The sequence below is a fragment of the Actinotalea lenta genome (genome assembly GCF_030586465.1).
Classification (GTDB): domain Bacteria; phylum Actinomycetota; class Actinomycetes; order Actinomycetales; family Cellulomonadaceae; genus Actinotalea; species Actinotalea lenta.
This window is the reverse complement of record NZ_JAUQYP010000001.1, coordinates 2,690,730-2,713,312: the sequence shown is the minus strand read 5'-3', so window position 1 is coordinate 2,713,312 and position 22,583 is coordinate 2,690,730. Positions and strand designations below refer to the sequence as shown.

Here is a 22,583-nt window from a genome sequence, read left to right as displayed (position 1 = left end):
AGACCGCAGACGAGGACCTCATGACCATCACCCCTGACGCTCCGAACGTGCGCAACGCGCAGCAGCCGTCCGGCATGCCGGTGCACCGCTACCGCCCGTTCCACGAGCAGATCACCGTCGACCTTCCCGACCGCACGTGGCCCACCAAGCGCGCCACCCGGGCCCCCCGGTGGTGCGCGGTGGACCTGCGGGACGGGAACCAGGCCCTGATCGAGCCCATGAACGCCGAGCGCAAGCTGCGGATGTTCCAGCTGCTCGTCGAGATGGGCTACAAGGAGATCGAGGTCGGCTTCCCGTCCGCCTCGCAGACGGACTTCGACTTCGTCCGCACCCTGATCGAGGACGGGCACATCCCCGACGACGTCGTCATCCAGGTGCTCACGCAGGCGCGCGAGCACCTCATCGAGCGGACCTACGAGGCGATCGCGGGAGCCAAGCAGGCGATCGTGCACCTGTACAACTCCACCAGCGTGCTGCAGCGCGAGGTCGTGTTCCGCACGGACGTGGACGGGATCCTGGACATCGCCGTGTCGGGCGCGCACCTGTGCAAGAAGTACGAGGAGCTGATCCCGGACACCGACGTGTACTACGAGTACTCCCCGGAGTCCTACACCGGCACCGAGCTCGAGGTCGCCGTGCGGGTGTGCAACGCGGTGCTGGACGTCTTCGAGCCGACCGCGGACAAGCCCGTGATCATCAACCTGCCGGCGACGGTCGAGATGATCACGCCCAACGTCTACGCCGACTCCATCGAGTGGATGAGCCGGCACCTGCACCACCGCGAGAACGTGGTGCTGTCCCTGCACCCGCACAACGACCGCGGCACGGCGGTCGCTGCCGCGGAGCTGGGTTACCTGGCCGGGGCCGACCGGATCGAGGGGTGCCTGTTCGGCAACGGGGAGCGCACGGGCAACGTCTGCCTGGTCACCCTCGGCATGAACCTGGCCAGCCAGGGCGTCGACCCGCAGATCGACTTCTCCGACATCGACAAGGTCCGGCGGACCGTCGAGTGGTGCAACCAGCTGCCCGTCAACGAGCGCCACCCCTACGGTGGCGACCTGGTCTACACCGCCTTCTCCGGATCCCACCAGGACGCCATCAAGAAGGGCTTCGAGTCGATGGCCGCCAAGGCCGTCGCTGCCGGCGTGGAGGTCGAGGACCTTCCCTGGGCGGTGCCCTACCTGCCGATCGACCCGCGGGACGTCGGGCGCTCGTACGAGGCGGTGATCCGGGTCAACTCGCAGTCGGGCAAGGGTGGCATGGCCTACCTGATGAAGGCCGAGCGGCACCTGGACCTGCCGCGCCGCCTGCAGATCGAGTTCTCGCGCGCCGTGCAGGTCTACACCGACACGGCCGGCACCGAGGTCACCGCGGACGACCTGTGGCGGGTGTTCACCGACGAGTACCTTCCCGCGGAGCCGGGCTCCGGCCTGGAGCCCTGGGGCAGGTTCCAGCTGCGCGGCTCGCGCTCTGCGGCCGAGGAGGACGGGCCGGAGCGGCTCGAGGTGGACCTCGTGGACCGTGGCGAGAACGTCACGGTCGAGGGCTACGGCACCGGTCCGATCGACGCCTTCGTCCAGGCGCTCTCGGCGCTCGGTCAGCCGGTCGAGGTGCTCGACTACGCCGAGCATGCCCTGTCCACCGGCGGCGACGCCACGGCCGCGGCGTACGTCGAGTGCGCCGTGGGTGACCAGGTGCTGTGGGGGGTGGGCATCGACCCGTCGATCACGACCGCGTCCTTCAAGGCCATCATCTCCGCGGTCAACCGCGCCCACCGCTAGCCCCCGCCTCCCACACACACGGTGATCAAGGAATTCCTGCCCCCCACTCAGGCGTGATCAAGGAAGTCCTGTCCACAAGGTGGCGGTGATCAAGGAAATCCTGCCCGCGCGGGGGTGTCCAGGGGTGCCCGTCGGCCGGCGAGTGTCGAGCGTGTCTCGACGAGGTGGCCAAAGGGCCCTGGAGCCCGCGTGCCCGTCTTCCTAGCCTGGAAGTGTCACCGAGCCGTTCGCGACGCCGTGTCGGGCTCCGTTCCCGAGACGGATCGTGCCGACCGGAAGCGGGTGGGTTGATGCGGATCGTCCTGGTCGTTCCGGCACTACTGGCGCTGGCGCTGACGGCCTGTGCCTCAGGAGAGGCCGAGGGATCGGCGTCGAGTGCCGACGGTGTGGCACTTCTGCAGACGACCACGATGGTGGCGGGAACCCAGCACTGCACCTGGGACTCGCCGGCCACCGAGGGCGACCCGCTCGTCACGAGGGTGCGGTTCGTCTGTCAGAACGACCTGTCCGACGCCCGCGTCAGCGGGACCGAGGAGCTCACCTTGGTGTGGCTCGCCCTGGGTGAGGAGCAGGGGCAGGTCTGGGTGACCGAGTCGGCGAGCCTCACGACCAGCGGAGGTACCTGGACCGGCACGGGAGCAGGCGTCTTCGACCTGGTCGGGGTGTTGCCCACCTCCCCGGGCCTCGCGCCCTACAACTACGGCAGCGTGCGCTACGTCGGCGAGGGTGCCTACGAAGGGCTGGAGTACCAGGAGTTCATCGCCGGCACGGACACCGACCTCGCGCTGGCGGGCTGGATCCGGACCCCGGGCTGACGGCGGGCCGACGCGCTGCGAGGCGAGCAGGAGTTCCTTGATCACGCCTGGGTGGGGGGCAGGAGTTCCTTGATCACCACCCTTGGGGGTGGGTGGGGCGGGCGCGGTAGGCGCGGGTGCGGGCCTTGCGCTCGGAGGTCCAGGCAGCCTGGAGGCGGGCGTCGGCGCGCCTGGCCTGGAACGCGGCCTCGCGTTGCAGGGCGCGCCACGAGTCGAGCCGCCGTCGGGGCAGCGCACCGGTCTCGACAGCCTCGAGCACCGCGCACCCAGGTTCCACCGTGTGGGCGCAGTCGTTGAAGCGGCAGCGGTCCGCGAGGTCGATGACGTCCGCGAAGACGTCGTCCAGGCCCGTGTCAGCGCTCAGGCCCACGGAGCGCAGGCCGGGGGTGTCGAGCACGGCACCGCCGCCGGGCGCAAGGTGCAGCTCGCGCGTGACGGTGGTGTGGCGCCCCTTGCCCTCGTTGCCCAGGGTGCGGGTGGCCATGACGTCGTCGCCGAGCAGCGCGTTGAGCAGGGTGGACTTCCCGACGCCGGACGCCCCGACCAGGGCGATCGTCGCACCCTCGGCGAGCCAGGCGCGCAGCGGGTCGAGGCCCTCGTCGAGCGGTGCGGACACCGCGAGCAGGTCGCAGCCCGCGGCGCTCGCGGCGACGAGGGAGATCGCGGCGCCCGGGTCGGGGTGCAGGTCGGCCTTGGTGAGCACGACCACCGGGCGCGCACCTGACGACCACGCGAGTGCGAGCATCCGTTCGACGCGGCCCAGGTCGAGGTCGGGCACCATGCCCGCGACCACGGCGACGACGTCGGCGTTGGCCGCCAGCACCTGGGTGTGCGACGTGCCGGACACGCCCAGCCGTTCGACGGCTGTCCGGCGGGGGAGCACCTCGGTGAGCACCCAGGCAGCGCCGTCCTGGTCGCCCGGGGCGAGGAGCACCCAGTCGCCGGCGGCGGGCGTCGCGGCGGGGTCCTCGTCGGCTGCGCGGCTGAGGCGGGGGGACCAGCGCGCCGTGGCGGGGGACAGCGCCTCGTCGGCCAGCAGGACGCCGCACGCGCGCTTGTCCACACGTGTGACGCGCGCGACGAGATTCGTGTCGGGATCGGTCGACAGGCCGTCCAAGACGTGCTGCCAGCGTCCGTCCCAGCCCAGGCGTCCTGCCTGGCCCGGGAGCGGGTGGCGCGGGGTGCGCCGGGGCGGGCGCGCCGGAGGGTTGCGCGTCGAGGACGCCGGACGCGGCATGGGCTGGTGGGACAACGGTGGGCCTTTCGTCGGCCCGCCGCGCCGGGGTGTCCGGCGGTGGTCTCAGTGCTGCGGCGGGCAGGGGTGCGTGGGCGCGTGGACTCCCGGGATGACCGACATGACGTGCTCCTTCCCTGCCGGGCCCGCGGATGGCGGGCCGTGCGGTTCGCACGCTAGCCGCGTGCGTCGCGCGGGGTCACGGGCTTTTCCCCGCGGGTCGGCGGCGTTCCGTGCGTGTGAACCGGCGCTCCACGGCCCTGCCTCGTGCGGGCGTGTCGGCGCCCGGGGGACAATGGTGCGGTGAGCCTGTACCGCGACGAGGGCATCGTCCTGCGCACCCACCAGCTGGGTGAGGCCGACCGCATCGTCACGCTGCTCACCCGTCAGCACGGCAAGGTGCGGGCGGTGGCGAAGGGCGTGCGGCGCACGTCGTCCCGGTTCGGCGCGCGGCTCGAGCCGTTCATGGTGGTCGACGTGCAGCTGTACACCGGCCGGAGCCTGGACACCGTCACCCAGGCCGAGTCCATCGCCTCCTACGGCAGCAAGGTCGGTGCGGACTACGGCCTGTACACCGCCGGCGCCGCGATGCTGGAGACCGCTGAACGGCTCGTCGACGCCGAGCACGAGCCCGCGGTCCAGCAGTTCCTGCTGCTGGTGGGAGCGGTGCGGGCCCTCGCTGAGGGCGCTCACCCGGCAGGTCTGGTGCTGGACTCCTACCTGCTGCGGTCCCTGGCGGTCGCGGGGTGGGCGGCGTCGTTCACCGACTGCGCACGGTGTGGCAGGCCAGGCCCGCACGGCGCCTTCGCGGCGGGCTCCGGGGGTGCGGTGTGCCCCACGTGCCGCCCACCCGGGTCGGCCTCGCCTGCGCCGCAGACGTTCGCGCTGCTGGCAGCACTGCAGACGGGCGACTGGGCCGTGGCGGAGGCGAGCGACGAGCGCCACCGCCGCGAGGCCGCCGGTCTGGTGGCCGCGTACAGCCAGTTCCATCTCGAGCGCGGGCTGCGCTCGCTGCGGATGGTCGAGCGGGTATGAGCCGCCGTCCAGCGCACCGCGACCACCCGGTGATCGCCCCGCCGCCGCACCCGTCCGGTGCGCGGCCCCCCCGGATCCCTGCGGAGTTCGTGCCCCGCCATGTCGCCATCGTGATGGACGGCAACGGCCGGTGGGCCAACGAGCGCGGTCTGCCCCGCACAGCAGGTCACGCGGCGGGGGAGGCCGCGCTGCTGGACGTCGTCGCCGGTGCGATCGAGATCGGGGTGACGCACATCTCGGCGTACGCGTTCAGCACCGAGAACTGGAAGCGCTCGCCCGACGAGGTGCGGTTCCTCATGGGGTTCAACCGGGACGTGCTGCGCCGCCGCCGGGACACGATGCACGACTGGGGAGTCCGCGTCCGGTGGGCGGGGCGCCGACCCCGGCTGTGGCGCTCGGTGATCGCCGAGCTCGAGACCGCGGAGGAGCTCACCCGGCACAACGACGTGTGCACGCTGACGATGTGCGTCAACTACGGCGGCCGGGCGGAGATCGCCGATGCTGCCCGGGCGATCGCGCGCGAGGTCGCCGCAGGCCGGCTCAACCCCGACCGGGTCGACGAGCGCACAGTGGCCCGGTACCTCGACGAGCCGGACCTGCCGGACGTCGACCTGTTCATGCGGACCTCGGGCGAGCAGCGCACGAGCAACTTCATGATCTGGCAGGCCGCGTACGCCGAGCTGGTGTTCCTCGAGGAGTACTGGCCCGACGTGGACCGCCGGCACCTGTGGCGCGCCGTGGAGACGTACGCGCGCAGGGACCGGCGCTACGGCGGCGCCGTCGACCGCGCGGCGGGCGACGGCGCCTGACGAGGCCGGGCAGTCAGCGGTACCGGCCCGCGATGTCGCGGCCGATGATCTCCTTCATGATCTCGGTCGTGCCCCCGTAGATCGTCTGGACGCGGCAGTCCCGGTAGGCCCGGGCGATCGGGTACTCCTCCATGTACCCGTAGCCGCCGAACAGCTGCAGCATCTTCGTGGTGATCGTGCCCTCGAGCTCGGTGGCCCACCACTTGGCCTTCGAGGCCTCGATGGTCGTCAACGTGCCTTCGTTGAGCCTGGTCACGCACCGCTCGATGTAGGCCTGGGTGATGTCGATCTCGGTCTCGGCCTCGGCCAGCACGAACCGCGTGTTCTGGAAGTCGCCGATCCGGTGCCCGAAGGCCTTGCGCTCGAAGACGTAGTCCTGGGCCCAGCGCAGTGCCGCGCGCGAGCCCGCGTAGGCGCCGACGGCGATCGACAGCCGCTCGCGGGGCAGGCGCTGCATGAGGTACGCGAAGCCCATGCCGGCCTCACCGAGGAGATTCGCGCCGGGCACGCGGCAGTCGGTGAAGAACAGCTCTGCGGTGTCCTGTGCGTGCAGGCCCAGCTTGTCGAGCTTGCGACCGCGCTCGAAGCCGGGCATCCCGGTCTCGACGACGAACAGGCTGAAGCCCTGGGCGCCGGCGGCCGGGTCGGTCTTGGCCACGACTATCACCAGGTCGGCCTGCATGCCGTTGGAGATGAAGGTCTTCTGCCCGTTGAGCACCCAGTCGTCGCCGTCGCGGACGGCGGTCGTCCGGATGGCCTGGAGGTCGGAGCCGGCACCCGGCTCGGTCATGCCGATCGCACCGATCCACTCGCCGGACGCCATCTTCGGCAGCCAGCGCGCCTTCTGCTCGTCGGTGGCCAGGTCGAGGAGGTAGGGCAGCACCAGGTCGTCGTGCACCGCGAACGCGATCGTCAACGAGGGCGCGGCAGCCATGTTGAGCTCCTCGGCCACCACCATCCGGAACCGCCAGTCGTGCAGGTCCATGCCGCCGTACTGCTCGGGGATGTCCAGGGCGACCAGCCCGGCCTCCGCGGCGGGTGGCCACACCGTCCGGTCGATGAGCCCGTCGGCCTCCCACTGGTCGTAGGCGCCCTCGACCCAGGTCGCGATGTAGTCGCGCACGGTCTCGCGGTAGTCGTCGTGGTCCTGCTCGAAGAACGGCACTGTTCCTCCTCGGTGAGACGGTGGGTGCGGTGGGGTCAGCGGGTGACCTTCCCGGTCAGGGCGGCGAGCGGGCGCAGCAGGACCGGCCGCGCGGCGAGCCACGCGCCGGCCACGACGACGGCGCTCGCCGTGAACACGAGCACGCCGACGAGGGAGTCCCCGGGGCGGGCGCCGAACATGTGGTTGAGGTTGGCGACCGCTCCGGTCGCCATGACCATCGCCACGTGCACGACGATGAAGGCGGCGAAGAGCCACATCGTCGGGAAGTGGACGGCCCGGGCTCGCTCGATCGGGTAGTACCGGTTGATCGCGGCCTGCTTGGGCCACAGCTCGGACAGCCGCAGCCCGGTGGCGGCCGAGATCGGTGCGAGGACGAACACGGTCACGAAGTACGTGAGCATCTGCAGCGCGTTGTACGCGACCCAGGTGCTCTCCTGGGGCCAGTGCAGCGACAGGTACTGCAGGACCACCGACAGGGCGTTGGGCACGACGTCCCAGCTCGTCGGCACGAGCCGGACCCAGCGTCCGGACGTGAACAGCAGGACGACGAACGTCGCGCCCACCACGAGCCAGGTCAGGTCAAGCGAGACGTGGAACCACTGCTCGAGAGTGATCGTGGCCGGCCGAGTCCGCGAGCGCGCGAGCAGGGCTCGGCCGCGCCGCGTCCAGTGCGCGGCGGGCCTGCGGGTCCGATGGATCATGAGGCCCGACTTGATCATCAGGGCCATGAGGAAGAGGTTGAAGAAGTGCAGGATGTCGACCCAGGCCGGGGTCCCCGTCCGCGTCGCGCCGGTGGCCACACCCGGGTAGCGCGCCACGAAGTCCTGCACGCCGGCCAGGCCCCACGCCCACCGGGCCAGCACCACGAGCGCGACGAGCACCGTGACGGCTGCGATCGCGCCGACCACCCAGCGGGCTCGGGCGGAGAGCCCGCTGAACCGCCGGGTCGTGGGCGCCGTGCTCACGCGCCCCCCGCTCGACGCGCCTCGATCTGCCGGATCAGCTCGGGGACCACGGTGAACAGGTCACCGACCACGCCGAGGTCGGCGATGTCGAAGATCGGCGCGTCGGGATCGGTGTTGATCGCGACAACGGTGCGTGAGGTGGACATCCCCGCCTGGTGCTGGATCGCGCCGGAGATGCCCAGGGCGACGTACAGCTCGGGGGAGACCGTCACCCCGGTCTGGCCGACCTGGTAGGACTGCGGCACGTAGCCGGCGTCGACGGCGGCGCGCGAGGCACCGACGGCTGCGCCCAGGGTGTCGGCGAGCTGCTCGACGAGCCCGAACGCGTCCGCGGAGCCCATGCCCCGCCCGCCGGAGACCACGACGGATGCGCCCCGCAGCGCTGGGCGGGACGTGCTGACCTGCACCGGCTCGCTCGCGGTGACCTCGCCGTCGCGGGCCGGGTCGAGGTCGATCTCGACGGTGCTCACCACGGGGTCCGCGGGATCGAGCCGGTCGGGGACCGAGCCGGGTCGCAGCGTGATCACCGCCGGTCCCGAGGCCACCGTGGCGGTCGTGGTCCACGCACCGCCGAAGGCGGTGTGTGCGGTCACCGGGCCGTCGGGGCCGGCGGACACGTCCACCGCGTCTGCCAGCAGGCCGCCGGCCAGTCGGACGGCCACCCGTGCAGCGACGTCGCGCCCGTCGACCGTGTTGGCCACCAGCACGGCGCCCGGCGGCTCGGACGCGGAGGCGGCCACCAGGGCAGCGGCCGCGGGCGTGGACAGCAGGGTCGCCGCTGCCGGGGTGGTCGCGGTCACGACGCGGGTCGCGCCCTGCTCGGCGAGCTGGGCGACGAGCGGCGCGGGGTCGTCGGCCGAGACGACGACGGCCACCGGGTCCCCTAGGCGGGCCGCGGCGGCGAGCAGCTCGGCGGCCGACGAGGCGACCCGCCCGTCGGCGCCGAGCTCGACGTGCACGAGGATCGGTGTCACGGTGGTCTCCTCAGATCAGGTGCCGGTCGGCCAGGAAGTCCGCGAGCTGCCGGGCCGCGGACCCGTCGTCCTCGATCCGGGGTCCGCCTGTCCGACCTGGCACGGCGGTGGTCGAGGTGACGACCGTGCGGGGGCGCGGCTCCTCGAGCCCCAGGGCGGCCAGCGTGAGCTTGGCCTGCGGCTTGCGCTTGGCGGCCATGATCCCGCGCAGGCCGGCGAACCGGGCGTCGGGCAGCTGCTCGGTGATCGAGATGACCGCCGGGAGCTGGGCGCGGACCTGGGTCGACGCCGCGTCGGTGATCCGCGTCCCGCTCACCTCGCGTTCGGTGAGGCCGACCGTGCGCAGGGCGGACAGCAGCGGCAGGCCGAGCATCTCGGCCAGCAGCGCCGGGAGCATCCCGCCGCGGCCGTCCGTCGACTCGTTGCCCGCGATGACGAGATCGAACCGTTCGGGGCGGAGCGCGGTGGCCAGCACGGTGGCGGTGACCATGAGGTCCGCTCCCGCCAGGGCGTCATCGAGCACGTGCACGGCGCGGTCGGCGCCCATGGCGAGGGCCTTGCGCAGCGCGTCCGTCGCCTGAGGCGGACCCATGGTGACGACCACCACCTCGGTGGAGCGGTCCTGGTCCTTGTGCGCGAGGGCGACCTCGACGGCGCGTTCGCTGATCTCGTCGATCACCTGGTCGCCTGCGGTGCGATCCGCCCACCCCGTGGCGGGGTCCAGGCGCCGTTCGCCGTAGGTGTCGGGAACGTGCTTGACGAGCACTGCGATCTTCATCGACCACTCTCCGTCGCCTGCCACGCGCGGTGCGGGTCGCCGCTCGACGTGCCGGGCTCGACGCCACTGTATCCGAGTCTGCTGGTATCAGGTAACCGCAGTACTAGGTATTTTTCGCGCGAGCCGCGGGGCGCTCAGTCGTCGTGGGGGCCGGGACCGGAGCTCAGTCCACCCTGCGCAGCCCGGCAGTCCGCGCACACGCCGGTGAGCTCGACGGTGTGCTCGATGGCGCTGAAGCCGTGTGCGGCGCCTGTGCGGTCCGCCCAGGCCTCGACCCCGGGACCGTCGATCTCCTCGGCCCGGCCGCACTGCCGGCACACCAGGTGGTGGTGGTGCTCGCTGCGGGCGCAGCGGCGGAACACCTGCTCACCGTCGGAGGTCCGCAGCACGTCCACGACGCCCTCGTCCGCGAGGGCTGCCAACGTGCGGTACACCGTGGCCAGGCCGATCTCGGTTCCCCGCGCGCGCAGCAGCTCGTGCAGCTGCTGCGCCGAGCGGAAGTCGTCGAGCTCGTCCAGGGCCTCCGTCACGGCCGAGCGCTGGCGCGTCATTCGCTGCATCAGGCCTCCTGCTCCACCCGGACGTCGTCGTCCAGGTCGGGGTGCGGGTCGACGGTCGGGTCAGGTCGGTGTCGCCGGTGCTGCACCGCGGTGGTCACGGCGTACACGACGATCGCCAGCACGACGATCACCGCACCTGGGGGCAGGTCCTGCCAGTAGGTCACGACCAGCCCCACGACGCTCACCGCGGCGCCGATGGCACTGGCGAGAGCCATGGTACGGGCGAAGGACCGCGCGACGACCTGAGCGGTGGCCACGGGGACGATCATCAGCGCGGAGACCAGCAGGAGCCCGACGACCCGCATCGCGACCGTCACGGTCAGAGCCGCCAGCGCCGCAAGGACGGACGTGAGCAGTCCCACCGGAAGCCCGCTGGCACGGGCGAACTCCTCGTCGTGGCTCACCGCGAAGAGCGCGCCCCGCAGTCCGAGACCCACGGCCAGGACGAGGCCGGCCAGGGCGACGGTCCACCCGACGTCCGTCGTCGACACGGTCGCGATGGAACCGAACAGGTAGCTCATCAGGTTGGCACTGGTGCCACCGGCGACCTTGATGAGCAGCACGCCGCCGGCGATACCGCCGTAGAACAGGATGGCCATGGCCACGTCCCCGGTGATCCGGCCCCTGGCCCGCACCCACTCGATCCCCACCGCGCCGAGCACCGCGACCAGCATCGCGCCGGGGAGCGCGAGCGCGTCGGCGGGTGTGAGCCCGACCAGCGCCCCCACGAGCCAGCCGGTGGCCACGCCGGTGAGTGCGATGTGGCCGATGCCGTCCCCCAGGAGAGCGAGTCGTCGCTGCACGAGGAAGGTGCCGACCACCGGGGCGGTGGCCCCGACCAGCACGGCTGCGACGAGCGCACGCTGCATGAGCGGGGAGGTCAGCATCTCGATCACGCGTCACCACCTCCGACCAGGTCGCCCAGCACGCCGTCGGGCTCGACCGGGTGCGGGTGCGCGTGCTCGTGCTCGGGTCGCGCGTGCTCCGCCCGCGCGGGCGGAGGAGGGCCGTCGTGCACCACGCGTCCGTGCCGCAGCACGACGGCGCGATCGAGCATCGCCGCGAACGACTCGGTCTCGTGCAGGACCACCACGACAGCGGTCCCGGCCCGACGCATCCGGTCGATCGTGGCCACGAAGGTCTCGATGGTGCCCAGGTCGATCCCGGTGGTCGGCTCGTCGAGCACCAGCAGGTCCGGCTCGCGGACGAGGGCGCGGGCGATCAGCACCCGCTGCTGCTGGCCGCCCGACATCTCCTGCACCGGTCGGTGGGCGAGGGCTGCCATGCCCATCGCGTCCAGTGCCGCGACGGCCTGGGCGCGGGTTCCCCGCCGCAGCCTGTGCCCGGACAGCAGCCCGGCGCGCACCACCTCGCACGCCGTGGTCGGCACGCCGGTGACGGCGGGGATGCGCTGTGGGACGTACCCGATCCGCCTCCACGGGGCCGACGCCAGCGGCTGGTCGAAGAGTCGGATCTCGCCCGCGGAGGTCGGCACGACGCCCAGGGCGGCGCGCACCAGCGTCGACTTGCCGGAGCCGTTCGCGCCCAGCAGCGCGACCACCTCGCCCGGTCGGACGGTCAGGTCGACGGCCGCCAGGATCCGGCGGCCGCCCAGGGACACGTCGACGCCGCGCGCGCGCAGCACGGTGCCGGCAACCATGGGGGTCACTGTCTCATGGGGTGACGCGTCCCCACGGGGTGCTGCGGGCCGGGCGGTCACGAGCAGCCCAGTCCGGCGCGCAGGGCGGCCAGGTTGGCCTCGGCGAGCGAGATGTAGTCCTGGCCGGCGTCGGCCCCCGTGATGGTGGACAGGGTCGACACGGTGATCCCGAGGTCCGAGGCGATCACGTCCGCGACCTTCGGGTTCGAGGTGTCCGGGACGAACACCGTGGTGACGCCGGCTCGCCGCGCGGTGTCGGCGACCTGGGCCACCCGGGCCGGTGACGGTTCGGTGTCCTCGTCGAAGCCGGACACCCCCACCTGGGTCAGCCCGTAGGCGTCGGCGAGGTAACCGAAGGCCGGGTGGGTCACGACGAACGTGGTCTGCTCGCACGAGGACAGCCCGGTGCGGTAGTCGCCGTCCAGCGTTGCGAGGCGCTCGTCGAGGGCTGCCGCGTTCTCGCCGTAGGTCGAGGCGCCCTCGGGGTCGATCTGCGTGAGCGTCCGGGCCACGGCGTCCACGACGGCCGGCAAGCCGGGAACGTCCAGCCAGGTGTGCGGGTCGAACGTCGTCTCGGTGCCCGTGGGGTGCCCGTCCTGCGCCGCGGGGCGCAGGGTCACCAGGTCCGCCGCGTCGACCACGTGGTCCGGTGGGTTCGTGGCGACGGCGTCGTCCACCGCGGCGGAGACCTCGCGGGACACCACGGCCAGGTCCGCCCGGCCCAGCTCGTCGACCTGCTGAGGGGAGACCTCGAAGGCGTGCACCTCGGTGCCGGCGGGCACGAGGGTGGCCACCGAGACGCGGCCACCGCCCACCTGCTCGGCGATCCATGCCAGCGGGTAGACCTCGGCCACCACGGAGATCCCGGCGCCCTGGCCGGGCGACGACGTCGAGCACCCGGCGAGCGGCACCGCCAAGGCGGCGACCGAGGCTACTGCGGCCGCGCGGGCCGACGGGCGAGTCTTCATGAGCGCGATTCTCAACAGTAATGAGAACCGTTGTCAACTCTAGCGGTCCTGCTCACCCCGCCGTGCCCGGTAGCCTGGAGCGCTGACCGCCCGCGCGAGCCACGTGCGGGCCGAACCTCTGGAGCTGCTGTGGCCTCTCGTCTGGACTCCGTCATCAACCTCGCCAAGCGCCGGGGCTTCGTCTTCCCGTCCGGCGAGATCTACGGCGGGACGCGCTCGGCGTGGGACTACGGACCGCTCGGGGTCGAGCTCAAGGAGAACATCAAGCGGCAGTGGTGGAAGGCCATGGTCACCAGCCGCGAGGACATCGTCGGCCTGGACTCCTCGGTGATCCTGCCGCGTCAGGTCTGGGTCGCGTCGGGTCACCTCAAGGCGTTCCACGACCCGCTGACCGAGTGCCTGTCCTGCCACAAGCGGTTCCGCGAGGACCAGATGCTCGAGGAGTTCGAGGAGAAGAAGGGGCACCCCGCGGCCAACGGCCTGGGCGACATCGCCTGCCCGAGCTGCGGCACCCGCGGCCAGTGGACCGAGCCGCGCGACTTCAACATGATGCTCAAGACCTACCTCGGCCCGGTCGAGGACGAGTCCGGGCTGCACTACCTGCGGCCGGAGACCGCGCAGGGCATCTTCGTGAACTTCGCCAACGTGATGAGCGCGGCGCGCAAGAAGCCACCGTTCGGCATCGCGCAGACCGGCAAGTCGTTCCGCAACGAGATCACGCCCGGCAACTTCATCTTCCGCACCCGCGAGTTCGAGCAGATGGAGATGGAGTTCTTCGTCGAGCCCGGCACCGACGAGCGGTGGCACCAGTACTGGATCGACACGCGCAGCGACTGGTACGTCGACCTGGGCATCTCCCGGGAGAACCTCCGGCTGTACGAGCACCCGGCCGAGAAGCTCTCGCACTACTCCAAGCGCACCGTGGACATCGAGTACCGGTTCGGGTTCACGGGCAGCGAGTGGGGTGAGCTCGAGGGCATCGCGAACCGCACCGACTTCGACCTGAGCACCCACAAGGAGCACTCGGGGCAGGACCTGTCCTACTTCGACCAGACCAAGAACGAGCGCTGGATCCCGTACGTCATCGAGCCTGCGGCGGGCCTGACCCGGTCGCTCATGGCATTCCTCACGGAGGCCTACGCCGAGGACGAGGCGCCCAACACCAAGGGCGGTGTGGACGTGCGCACCGTCCTGCGCCTCGACCCGCGGCTGGCTCCCGTCAAGGCCGCCGTCCTGCCGCTCTCCCGGCACGAGAGCCTGTCGCCCGTGGCGCGGGACCTCGCGGCCGAGCTCCGCAAGGCCTGGAACGTGGACTTCGACGACGCCGGCGCGATCGGGCGCCGCTACCGCCGGCAGGACGAGATCGGCACGCCGTTCTGCGTGACCGTGGACTTCGACTCGCTCGAGGACCACGCGGTGACGATCCGCGAGCGCGACACGATGTCGCAGGAGCGCGTGGCGCTGGACAAGGTCGCGCGGTACCTGGCTGAGCGGCTCATCGGGGCCTGACCGCTCGAGTCGTGAGCCTCAGGTGAGCTCGGCGGCGTGGTGCGCCGTCGGCTCGGGGCGCGAGTGCCGACCGTGCGGCGGTGCGGCGCTGACCACCGCGACGGCGAGCGCCGTGGTCAGCGGGATGGCCAGCACGAGGCCTATCGAGCCGACCAGCGTGCGGGTGATCTCCTCGGCGAACGCCCCGCTGGACATCGTCTGGGCCAGCGGCAGGCGGTAGATCTCGAGCAGCATGAGGACCGGTAGCGCCGCACCGGCGTACGCGAACGCGATGGTGTAGACCGTCGAGGCGATGTGGTCCCGCCCGATGCGCATCGCGCGGCCGAAGAGGGTGCGGCGGTCCGCGTGCGGTGCGGCGGCGTGCAGCTCCCAGACGGCCGACGCCTGCGTGATGGTGACGTCGTTGAGCACGCCGAGCCCGGCCAGCACCATGCCGCACACCACGATCCCGCGCAGCGCGGTGCCGTCGAGCTGCCCGGTGAGCTGCGCAAGGCGGTAGCCGTCCTCGGTAGCGATGCCGGTCAGGTGCGTCGTCACGGCGGCGGCCGTGCCCAGCCCCGCGGAGACCAGCAGTCCCGCCAACGTCCCCAGCAGTGCCGTCGTGGTCCGGCGGGAGAAGCCGTGCGCGAGGTACAGCACCACGACCATGATCGTCGCCGCACCGACCAGGCCCACCGCGACCGGGTTCCGCCCGTCGAGCAGCGCGGGCAGCATGTACCAGCCGATCACGCCGAACGCGAGGGCCAGCCCGACCAGCGCCCGCAGCCCGCGCACTCCCGCGACCACCACGACGACCAGCGCGAACGCCGCGGCAAGAGCCCCCAACGGCACGGTGCGGTCGAAGTCGTGCCACACGAAGGTCTCGCGCTGCCCGTCCGACGCGGGGAAGTGCATGATCACCACCCGCGTCCCGGCGGGCAGGCTCGCGGCGTCGTAGCCGCTCGGCCCCCACACGTCGACCTGTCTGCCCGAGCGCAGCGCGACGGTCACCTGGGTGCACGGCACCGTGGCCGGGATCGTGCCGTCGGGCAGGCGGTCCTCGTTGGTGCCCTGACACCTCTGGTCCGTCGCGGCGACCACGGTGCCCAGCGGGTAGTCGGCGCCGGTGTCCACCACCCCGGTGGTGTGCTGCGCGCCCGTGGGGCGCAGGAGGACCAGGCCCAGGGCGGTCGCCAGCGCGAACGGCACCAGGATCGCAGCGAGCAGGAGCGAGGTGCGGTCGGGTCGGCGTGGCACCTCCTGATCATCCCGCACCCGCCGCCGGCCCAGGTCCGGACCCCGGGGGTGGGTGCCGCTGGTGGAGGATGGGAGAATCGTGGGGTGACGACGACCACCGACCTGCTGCCGCCGCTGCGCCTCGGGCCGCTGACCATCGACACCCCGGTCGTGCTGGCCCCGATGGCGGGCGTGACCAACCGCGCCTTCCGCAAGTTGTGCCGCGAGCACGGCGCGGGGCTCTACGTGGCGGAGATGGTGACCTCCCGGGCGCTCGTCGAGCGCACCCCGGAGTCGCTGCGGATCATCGCGCACGACCCCGACGAGACACCGCGCTCGGTCCAGGTCTACGGCGTGGACCCGGCCACGGTGGGCGCCGCGGTCCGGATCATCGCCGCGGAGGACCGCGCGGACCACGTCGACCTGAACTTCGGGTGCCCGGTGCCCAAGGTGACCCGACGCGGCGGAGGAGCGGCACTACCGTGGAAGCGCGACCTGTTCACCTCGATCGTCAGCGCCGCGGTGGCGGCTGCCGCACCGCACGGGGTGCCGGTGACCGTGAAGATGCGGATGGGCATCGACGACGAGCACCTGACCTACCTCGAGGCCGGCCGGATCGCCCAGGACGCCGGCGTGGCGGCGGTGGCCTTGCATGCGCGCACTGCGGCCCAGCACTACTCGGGCACGGCGGACTGGACCGCGATCGCGCGGCTCAAGGAGCACCTGGACGTGCCTGTGCTGGGCAACGGGGACCTGTGGTCCGCCGAGGACGCCCTGGCGATGGTCGCGCAGACCGGCTGCGACGGCGTGGTCGTGGGTCGCGGCTGCCAGGGCCGCCCGTGGCTGTTCGCCGACCTGGCGGCGGCCTTCCACGGCTCCCCGCAGCGTGTGCGGCCGGGGCTGCGCGAGGTGGCCGCGACCATCCGGCGGCACGCCGAGCTGATGATCGCCGACCTCGGGCCGGAGCGGGGGATGCGAGAGCTGCGCAAGCACATGGCCTGGTACCTCAAGGGCTACGTCGTGGGCGGTGAGCACCGACGGGCCCTGGCGATGGTGTCCACGCTGGACGAGCTCGACGCGCTGCTGGCCGGGCTCGATCTGGACCAGCCCTATCCCGGGGAGCCTGCCGAAGGTCACCGGGGCCGCGGTGGCGGACCCAAGCGCCCCGTGCTGCCCGAGGGCTGGCTGGCCTCGCGCACGTTGGACGCGGACTTCCGCCGGGCCCTGGACGAGGCGGAGCTCAGCGTCTCCGGGGGGTGACCCCGGTGGCCGGACCCCGTGAGGTGGGCGGGCGGCCTAGCCTGGAGGGGTGGCAGGGGAGCTGATCGAGGTCGAGCTCGACGACGAGCCGCCCGGGTCGACGCCACGTGGGCGCCCGCGACGGCCGTGGTCTCTGCGCCGCTGGGGCGGCCTGGCCGCGGTGCTGGCCGTGCTGGCCACCGCGGCTTCGGCCGCCACCGCGACGGACTCCGCGAGCCGGGCCGGACGCGGCGGCCTGCTGGGCTTCACGACGGACCTGTCCGTGCCCAGGCACATCCTGTGGGAGATCTCGGACGAGGACGTGCTCGGCTTGGCCGGGGGCAACGTGCTGCTGCTGAGCCGCACCGGGACGGGGGTGCGTGCCGCGCGGCTCCAGGACGGTTCCACGGCGTGGCGTGTCGACGCCGGCTTCTGCCAGCCCATCGGGTCGACCGGCACGCGCGACCCGGCGACTCCGCAGCGGGTCGTGTGCCAGGACGTCACCGACCCGTTCGGCGGCCCGATGCACACCCAGGTGGTCGACGCGGCCACCGGCGCCACGCTGGTGACGCTGCCCGCCGGGGGAGGTGCCGCCCTCGGGGACCTCTGGGTCGACGTCGAGCCGGACTCGCCGGGCGGCGCAGGGGTGACCGTCAGCGTTTGGTCCCTGAGGGACGGGAAGCCCCGCTGGTCGCGCCACTACGACGTCGACCTGTCGGGCGGCTACGGGCTCTCCGAGTCCGCGCTGATCGTGGGTGAGGGCTCGACGGCCGTGGCCATCGACCTCACCACGGGTGCGGTGCACCCGGGGGCGTCCGCGGGGCAGACGGTCGCGACGGTCGAGGCACCGGGCGGGATCACGATCACCGCCACCTGGGTCGACGGCTCGATGCGGCTCAGCGCGCTGGACCCGACGGGCGCCACGCTGTGGGCCAAGGAGGACGCCTTCTACGTCGCCTCGGGTGCTGAGGATCCGGCGGCGCGCTCGGTGCTCGTGGTCGAGGCGATGGACAACGGAGAGCTCGTCGCGCTCGACGCGGCGACCGGGCGCGAGCTGTGGCGGTCGTCGACCGGGAGGATGCTGGTGCACGTCCCGGGGGTCGTGGCCGTCGACGGCACGCCGGGGCGGGTGCTGGACGACCGCACGGGGCAGACCCTCTGGGTGCCGTCCGCGGGAGAGCACCTCGTCGCGGTGAGCGACCGTGAGCTCGTGCTGGTGCGCTCGGTGACCGACGACGAGCTCGTGGTCAGGGACCTGCGGGACGGTCACGCCGTGGTCAGGTACCGCGTCGGCGGGCTGAACCTGACCCCGCCGTCGGACACGCGGATGCTCGGCGGGTGGGGATGGGACGGCGCACCCGTGCCCGGTCCGGACGGCACGATCCTGCTCTCGGACGGCATCCGGACCGTCGTGCTCGGCCCCTAGGTCGACGCAGCGATCGGCCCGGGACGGTGCCGCGCGCCACGGGCCCGTACGCTGGATCCGTGCCCGGCGACCTGATCGAGGTCGAGCTCGACGACGAGCTGGATCCCCTCTCGGACGGTGACGGCCGTCCGCCCCGCCCCCCGTGGTCGCTGCGGCGCTGGGCCGCCGTCACGGCGGCGCTCGCGACCGTCGGCGCGGTCGCCGTGGGTACCGGCGGTGCGGTTCGCGCGGATCTGGCCGGGCGACTGCCGGTCACCGGGTTGACCGGTGACCTGCGGATACCCCGCCACGAGCTGTGGCGTGCGGACGCCGGTGAGGTGCTGGGCACGGTGCCGGGTGTGCTGGTGACGGGGGGCGCGGACGGGACGGGGGCGCGCGGTCTGGCCTGGCAGGACGGTTCGACGGCCTGGCGCCACGACGGGGGGCGGTGCACCCTGAACGACGTCGACGACGTCGACCCGGTCTCCTGGCGGGGGACCGAGGTGCTGCCCGCGGACCGGTCCCGCGTGGTGTGTCTCGGGCTCGTGAGCGAGGGCCAGGAGCCCAGCGCCGTGATCCTCGACCCCGTCACCGGTCGGGTGGTCGGCGAGCCCGACGTGAGCGACGCGGACGTCGGCGTCGTCGCGTTGGGCGCGCACCTGGTCGGGGTCGCCGACTCCGCACGCGGCGGGCGGACGGTCTCGTCGTGGTCGCTGCTCACGGGGTCGGCCGAGTGGTCTGTCACGGTGAGCGCGGCCGACGGCGGGATCGGCTCGATGTTCGCCATCGGTGACCGACTGGTGGCGACCACGCTGTCCGGGCGCTACTCCTTCGACCCCGCCACGGGTGAGCGGATCGACGCCACCGCGACCGATCTCACCTTCGAGCGACGCCCGATGCGGGACGGCGGCGACGTGGCGACCGTGTGGGCGGCCGACGGGTTCGCGGCGTCGGCCGTCGCGACGGGGGCCGACGGGACCGAGCGCTGGAGCGTCGGCGGCTACTACCTGCCGCCGTCGGTGGACGACCCGTGGTCGCGCGACGTGGTCCCGGTGTACTCCTCGGCGGGGGCGCTCCTGGGGGTCGATGCGGCCACCGGGGACGTGCGGTGGCGGATGTCGGGGGCAAGCTTCCCGCTGCTGCAGATGGCCGGGGTGATCGCCCTGACCTCAGTGGCCACCGGGGAGGGGGCGTCACCCGGGGCGGTCATCGCCGTGGACGCCGCGACGGGTGTCGTGCTCTGGCGGCAGGACACCGGGGTCGACCAGCCCCGCGCCGGAGCCGCGGTGAGCGACGGCGCACGGCTGGCCGTCGCGGAGCACGACGGTGGGGGGACCCGCATCGCGGTGCACGACCTGCACGACGGCACGGTCGTCACCACCTGGCCGTCCGCCCTCGACGACCCGTCCCGGCTCGTCCCCCTGCCCGCGAACCGCGTCGCGCAGGTGGCCGATGGCACCCTCGTGGTGCTCGGCGAGGAGGCCCGCTGAGCGGGGTGCTCAGGTCAGCGGGACGGCCCACACGGTGGTGTCCGCCGGCACCTCGCTCCCGCCTGACGCGCCTGCCGTGTCCGAGCGCAGGATCACCCGGTAGCCGTCGGGCACCTGGACCGGCTCGCCGCCCAGGTTCGCCACGACGAGCAGGTCGCGGTTGAGGTAGGCCATCGAGGTGGCTCCGCACAGGTCCTCGACCCACGCGAGCGAGCCCGACCCGACCGCCAGCTCGCGGCGTCGCGCGAGGGCCGCGCGGTACAGCTCGTACGTCGAGCCCGCGACGCCGCGCTGGCGGTCCAGGGCGCGCTCGGCGAACACGGCGGGCTGGGTCAGCCAGGACGCCCCGGTGGGCGAGAACCCGTAGGCCGGGGCGTCCGCCTCCCACGGAAGCGGCACCCGGCACCCGTCGCGTCCCTTCTGCGTGTGGCCGGTGCGCTCCCAGACCGGGTCCTGCCGCTCGGTGTCGTCCAGCGTGGTGTGCTCCGGGAGCCCGAGCTCCTCGCCCTGGTACAGGTAGGCGGAACCGGGCAGGCCGAGCATGATCAGAGCTGCCGCCCGCGCCCGACGCAGGCCCAGCTCGAGGTCGGGCTGCGGGTCGTCGGCACCGATCCCGGATCCGAATGACCCCGGGTCCGCCATCCCCAGGCGGGTCGCGTGGCGCACCACGTCGTGGTTGGACAGTACCCACGTGGTGGTCGCGCCGACGGTGTCCATCGCGGTGAGCGACTCGGTCACCACGGTCCGCAGCTCGGCCGCGTCCCACCGGCTGGTGAGGAAGGCGAAGTTGAACGACTGGTGCACCTCGTCCGGCCGGACGTAGCGGGCCAGCCGGGACAAGGGGGTGACCCAGGCCTCGGCGACCATGGCCCGGTCGCCGTCGTAGGAGTCGAGCACGGCGCGCCAGGACCGGTAGATCTCGTGCACCCCGTCCTGGTCCCACATCGGGCCCTGGTGGTGCCGGGGGTCGGTGTCGTCGGACGCCTCGGGCAGGTCCGGCAGCCCCGGAGCCTTGACCATGCCGTGCGCGACGTCGATCCGGAACCCGTCGACGCCCCGGTCCAGCCAGAACCGCAGCACCGCTTCGAACTCCGCCCGGACCTGCGGGTTGGTCCAGTCCAGGTCCGGCTGGGTCTCGTCGAACAGGTGCAGGTACCACTGGCCCGGCGTCCCGTCGGGCTCGGTGACCCGGGTCCATGCGGGTCCGCCGAACGTGGAGCGCCAGTTGTTCGGCGGCTGCGCACCAGCCGGTCCGCGCCCGTCCCGGAACAGGTACCGGTCGCGTTCCGCGCTACGCGGCCCGGCGGTCAGCGCCGCCCGGAACCAGGCGTGCTCGCTCGACGTGTGGTTGGGTACGAGGTCCACGAAGACCCGCAGGCCATACCGGTGCGCCTCGGCGACGAAGGCGTCGGCGTCGGCGAGCACCCCGAACATCGGGTCCACGTCGCGGTAGTCCGCGACGTCGTAACCCGCGTCGTGCTGCGGGGACGGGTAGAACGGCGACACCCACACGGCGTCCACGCCGAGCTCGGCCAGGTGGCCCAGGCGGGTGGTCGCGCCGGGCAGGTCACCGATGCCGTCGCCGTCGCCGTCCGCGAAGGACCGCGGGTAGACCTGGTAGACCACCGCATCGCGCCACCACGGGCCGGCGGGGGACGCGGGATGGACGAGGGTGGTCGCGGGGGAGGTGGCCGTCATGCCGGAAAGTCTGACATCCCTGCAACCTCCGCCAGGACGGCCGACGCCGTTCGCGCTCCGGACGCCATCGCACCCTGGAGGCTCGGCGTGTCCCGGTGGTCACCTGCGACGAACAGGCCCGGGCCGAGGTGGACGGGCCGGCGGACCACGAGTGGCGGCGTCGCAGCGGGCAGCGCGTGCGGCACGTCGACGGTGGCCAGGTGCTCCCAGCCCGAGTCGCCGTGCAGCTCCGCCACCTGTCGACGCACGACCTGCGCCGGCACGTCCTCGAGCACCGTGGTCGCAGCGAGCCTGCGTCCGGGCGGGGCGTACCGAGGGGCGACGTCGGAGATCACCACGCTCGTGACCACGGGTCCGCGGGCCCTGCGTCCGTCCAGCACGATCATCGGGTCCGGTGCGGGATCAGCCGTCGGCGCCGTGTGGTACCAGGTGACGAGCCGACGCATCTGGGGGCGGCGCAGGCCGGGCAGCAGGTCCGCGGCCGCGTGCGGGTCGGTGGCGACGACGACGCTGCGGGCCGCGACGCCGCCGTCGTCGGTGCGCACACCGTCGGCCGTGACCTCCCGCACGCGGACGCCGAGGCGGACTGCGCCCGCCGGGAGCCGGGCCGCGAGCACCGCCGGCAGGCTCCCCATCCCTTCGGACGGCACCGCCACCGTGCCGCGCAGGAACGTGCGCCACACCAGGAGGAAGAACCGCGCGGAGGTCGCCAGCTCGCGCTCGCCGAAGACGCCGGACAGGAACGGCCGCAGGAAGCTGTCCACGAGCGGGCCGTCGATCCCGCGACGCTCGAGCTCGGCGGCGGTGGACAGGTCCGGCCCGGTGACCAGTGGGTGCACCGGGCCGAGGGCTCGCGCACTGAGCCGCGCCAGCCGCAGTGCGCCGTCGAGGGAACCGATCGGGCCGCGGAGCAGGTCGAGGCCCAGCGTCAGGCCCTGGCGGGGGTCACCGACCCGGTGGCGCCCGTCGTCGGTGACGATCTCGGCGCCGCGAGCGAACGCGCGAAGGTCAAGGTCCCCGAGGTAGGGCCGCAGTCGGGGGTACGCGGTGTTGAGCACCTGGAAGCCGCGGTCCAGGTGGTACCCGTCCACGATGTCGGTGGCGACCCGCCCACCCACCCGGTCCGCGGCCTCCAGCACCTCGACCTCGAGGCCCGCGTCGGCGAGCCGGATCGCCGCCGTGAGCCCGGCCAGGCCGGCGCCCACCACCACCACGTCAGGCATGGGGGCAGGCTAGTGCGCCTGGTCGCGGCTGCCACCCGGCCACGCCTCGCTAGGGTGGCG

20 protein-coding genes are annotated in these 22,583 nt (G+C 72.9%); 8 read left to right on the top strand and 12 right to left on the bottom strand.

Annotated features, from left to right (window positions below):
• Window positions 1-20 precede the first annotated feature (20 nt).
• The gene (leuA, locus tag Q6348_RS12975; RefSeq protein WP_304601696.1) at window positions 21-1,781 is read left to right on the top strand and encodes a 2-isopropylmalate synthase; all 1,761 of its coding nucleotides are present in this window, start codon (window positions 21-23) and stop codon (window positions 1,779-1,781) included.
• 290 nt (window positions 1,782-2,071) lie between these two features.
• The gene (locus Q6348_RS12970) at window positions 2,072-2,596 is read left to right on the top strand and encodes a hypothetical protein (protein WP_304601695.1); all 525 of its coding nucleotides are present in this window, start codon (window positions 2,072-2,074) and stop codon (window positions 2,594-2,596) included.
• A gap of 73 nt (window positions 2,597-2,669) precedes the next feature.
• Here Q6348_RS12970 and rsgA read toward each other — a convergent pair whose 3' ends face one another.
• A complete protein-coding gene (rsgA, locus tag Q6348_RS12965; protein ID WP_304601694.1) occupies window positions 2,670-3,659 on the bottom strand; it encodes a ribosome small subunit-dependent GTPase A in 990 nt (329 codons plus the stop codon).
• 474 nt (window positions 3,660-4,133) lie between these two features.
• Here rsgA and recO point away from each other — a divergent pair, with 474 nt between their 5' ends.
• Entirely contained in the window at window positions 4,134-4,865 is a 732-nt protein-coding gene (recO, locus tag Q6348_RS12960) for a DNA repair protein RecO (RefSeq protein ID WP_304601693.1), read from the top strand.
• Window positions 4,862-5,674 (top strand): isoprenyl transferase, encoded by an 813-nt coding sequence (locus Q6348_RS12955; RefSeq protein WP_304601692.1) that lies wholly within the window; start codon window positions 4,862-4,864, stop codon window positions 5,672-5,674. Before recO ends, Q6348_RS12955 begins: the two co-directional genes overlap by 4 nt.
• A 13-nt stretch (window positions 5,675-5,687) precedes the next feature.
• On the opposite strand, the gene Q6348_RS12950 is transcribed toward Q6348_RS12955, so the two are convergent.
• The 8 genes from Q6348_RS12950 to Q6348_RS12915 all read right to left on the bottom strand — a co-directional run bounded on the left by Q6348_RS12950 (window position 5,688) and on the right by Q6348_RS12915 (window position 12,744).
• Window positions 5,688-6,839 (bottom strand): acyl-CoA dehydrogenase family protein, encoded by a 1,152-nt coding sequence (locus Q6348_RS12950; protein ID WP_304601691.1) that lies wholly within the window; start codon window positions 6,837-6,839, stop codon window positions 5,688-5,690.
• 35 nt (window positions 6,840-6,874) lie between these two features.
• Window positions 6,875-7,804, bottom strand: coding sequence for a cytochrome b/b6 domain-containing protein (locus Q6348_RS12945; protein ID WP_304601690.1), 930 nt, complete (start codon window positions 7,802-7,804; stop codon window positions 6,875-6,877).
• Window positions 7,801-8,778 carry an electron transfer flavoprotein subunit alpha/FixB family protein gene (locus Q6348_RS12940; RefSeq protein WP_304601689.1) on the bottom strand — a complete coding sequence of 326 codons (978 nt, stop codon included), beginning with the start codon at window positions 8,776-8,778 and terminating at the stop codon, window positions 7,801-7,803. The genes Q6348_RS12945 and Q6348_RS12940 overlap by 4 nt, the downstream gene beginning before the upstream one ends.
• 10 nt (window positions 8,779-8,788) lie before the next feature.
• Entirely contained in the window at window positions 8,789-9,556 is a 768-nt protein-coding gene (locus Q6348_RS12935) for an electron transfer flavoprotein subunit beta/FixA family protein (protein ID WP_304601688.1), read from the bottom strand.
• Between the two features lie 134 nt (window positions 9,557-9,690).
• On the bottom strand, window positions 9,691-10,116 hold the full coding sequence (locus Q6348_RS12930; protein ID WP_304601687.1) for a Fur family transcriptional regulator: 426 nt from the start codon (window positions 10,114-10,116) through the stop codon (window positions 9,691-9,693).
• Window positions 10,116-11,003, bottom strand: coding sequence for a metal ABC transporter permease (locus tag Q6348_RS12925; protein WP_304601987.1), 888 nt, complete (start codon window positions 11,001-11,003; stop codon window positions 10,116-10,118). The genes Q6348_RS12930 and Q6348_RS12925 overlap by 1 nt, the downstream gene beginning before the upstream one ends.
• A gap of 5 nt (window positions 11,004-11,008) precedes the next feature.
• Window positions 11,009-11,776 (bottom strand): metal ABC transporter ATP-binding protein, encoded by a 768-nt coding sequence (locus Q6348_RS12920; protein ID WP_304601686.1) that lies wholly within the window; start codon window positions 11,774-11,776, stop codon window positions 11,009-11,011.
• A gap of 56 nt (window positions 11,777-11,832) precedes the next feature.
• Window positions 11,833-12,744 (bottom strand): metal ABC transporter substrate-binding protein, encoded by a 912-nt coding sequence (locus tag Q6348_RS12915; RefSeq protein WP_304601685.1) that lies wholly within the window; start codon window positions 12,742-12,744, stop codon window positions 11,833-11,835.
• A 129-nt stretch (window positions 12,745-12,873) separates the two neighbouring features.
• On the opposite strand from Q6348_RS12915, the gene Q6348_RS12910 reads away from it, so the two are divergent.
• Window positions 12,874-14,253, top strand: coding sequence for a glycine--tRNA ligase (locus Q6348_RS12910; RefSeq protein WP_304601684.1), 1,380 nt, complete (start codon window positions 12,874-12,876; stop codon window positions 14,251-14,253).
• 18 nt (window positions 14,254-14,271) lie between these two features.
• On the opposite strand, the gene Q6348_RS12905 is transcribed toward Q6348_RS12910, so the two are convergent.
• Entirely contained in the window at window positions 14,272-15,489 is a 1,218-nt protein-coding gene (locus Q6348_RS12905) for a YibE/F family protein (RefSeq protein ID WP_304601683.1), read from the bottom strand.
• An 84-nt stretch (window positions 15,490-15,573) separates the two neighbouring features.
• Between Q6348_RS12905 and dusB the strand changes: the two genes are divergently transcribed.
• The 3 genes from dusB to Q6348_RS12890 are packed head-to-tail and all read left to right on the top strand — an operon-like array spanning window position 15,574 to window position 19,602.
• Entirely contained in the window at window positions 15,574-16,728 is a 1,155-nt protein-coding gene (gene dusB / locus Q6348_RS12900; protein WP_304601682.1) for a tRNA dihydrouridine synthase DusB, read from the top strand.
• Between the two features lie 49 nt (window positions 16,729-16,777).
• Window positions 16,778-18,133 carry an outer membrane protein assembly factor BamB family protein gene (locus Q6348_RS12895; RefSeq protein WP_304601681.1) on the top strand — a complete coding sequence of 452 codons (1,356 nt, stop codon included), beginning with the start codon at window positions 16,778-16,780 and terminating at the stop codon, window positions 18,131-18,133.
• A 59-nt stretch (window positions 18,134-18,192) separates the two neighbouring features.
• On the top strand, window positions 18,193-19,602 hold the full coding sequence (locus Q6348_RS12890; protein ID WP_304601680.1) for a PQQ-binding-like beta-propeller repeat protein: 1,410 nt from the start codon (window positions 18,193-18,195) through the stop codon (window positions 19,600-19,602).
• 9 nt (window positions 19,603-19,611) lie between these two features.
• On the opposite strand, the gene Q6348_RS12885 is transcribed toward Q6348_RS12890, so the two are convergent.
• Both Q6348_RS12885 and Q6348_RS12880 read right to left on the bottom strand, forming a co-directional pair.
• Window positions 19,612-21,300, bottom strand: a complete 1,689-nt coding sequence (locus tag Q6348_RS12885) for a glycoside hydrolase family 13 protein (RefSeq protein ID WP_304601679.1) — start codon at window positions 21,298-21,300, stop codon at window positions 19,612-19,614.
• Window positions 21,297-22,523, bottom strand: a complete 1,227-nt coding sequence (locus Q6348_RS12880) for an NAD(P)/FAD-dependent oxidoreductase (RefSeq protein ID WP_304601678.1) — start codon at window positions 22,521-22,523, stop codon at window positions 21,297-21,299. The genes Q6348_RS12885 and Q6348_RS12880 overlap by 4 nt, the downstream gene beginning before the upstream one ends.
• Window positions 22,524-22,583 lie beyond the last annotated feature (60 nt).

Excerpts from the sequence above, each read along its gene's own strand:
- leuA (WP_304601696.1), top strand. The coding sequence starts at position 21 with ATGACCATCACCCCTGACGCTCCGAACGTGCGCAACGCGCAGCAGCCG.
- Q6348_RS12970 (WP_304601695.1), top strand. The coding sequence starts at position 2,072 with ATGCGGATCGTCCTGGTCGTTCCGGCACTACTGGCGCTGGCGCTGACG.
- Q6348_RS12955 (WP_304601692.1), top strand. The coding sequence starts at position 4,862 with ATGAGCCGCCGTCCAGCGCACCGCGACCACCCGGTGATCGCCCCGCCG.
- Q6348_RS12935 (WP_304601688.1), bottom strand. The coding sequence starts at position 9,556 with ATGAAGATCGCAGTGCTCGTCAAGCACGTTCCCGACACCTACGGCGAA.
- Q6348_RS12930 (WP_304601687.1), bottom strand. The coding sequence starts at position 10,116 with ATGCAGCGAATGACGCGCCAGCGCTCGGCCGTGACGGAGGCCCTGGAC.
- Q6348_RS12925 (WP_304601987.1), bottom strand. The coding sequence starts at position 11,003 with ATGCTGACCTCCCCGCTCATGCAGCGTGCGCTCGTCGCAGCCGTGCTG.
- Q6348_RS12920 (WP_304601686.1), bottom strand. The coding sequence starts at position 11,776 with ATGGTTGCCGGCACCGTGCTGCGCGCGCGCGGCGTCGACGTGTCCCTG.
- Q6348_RS12915 (WP_304601685.1), bottom strand. The coding sequence starts at position 12,744 with ATGAAGACTCGCCCGTCGGCCCGCGCGGCCGCAGTAGCCTCGGTCGCC.
- Q6348_RS12885 (WP_304601679.1), bottom strand. The coding sequence starts at position 21,300 with ATGACGGCCACCTCCCCCGCGACCACCCTCGTCCATCCCGCGTCCCCC.
- Q6348_RS12880 (WP_304601678.1), bottom strand. The coding sequence starts at position 22,523 with ATGCCTGACGTGGTGGTGGTGGGCGCCGGCCTGGCCGGGCTCACGGCG.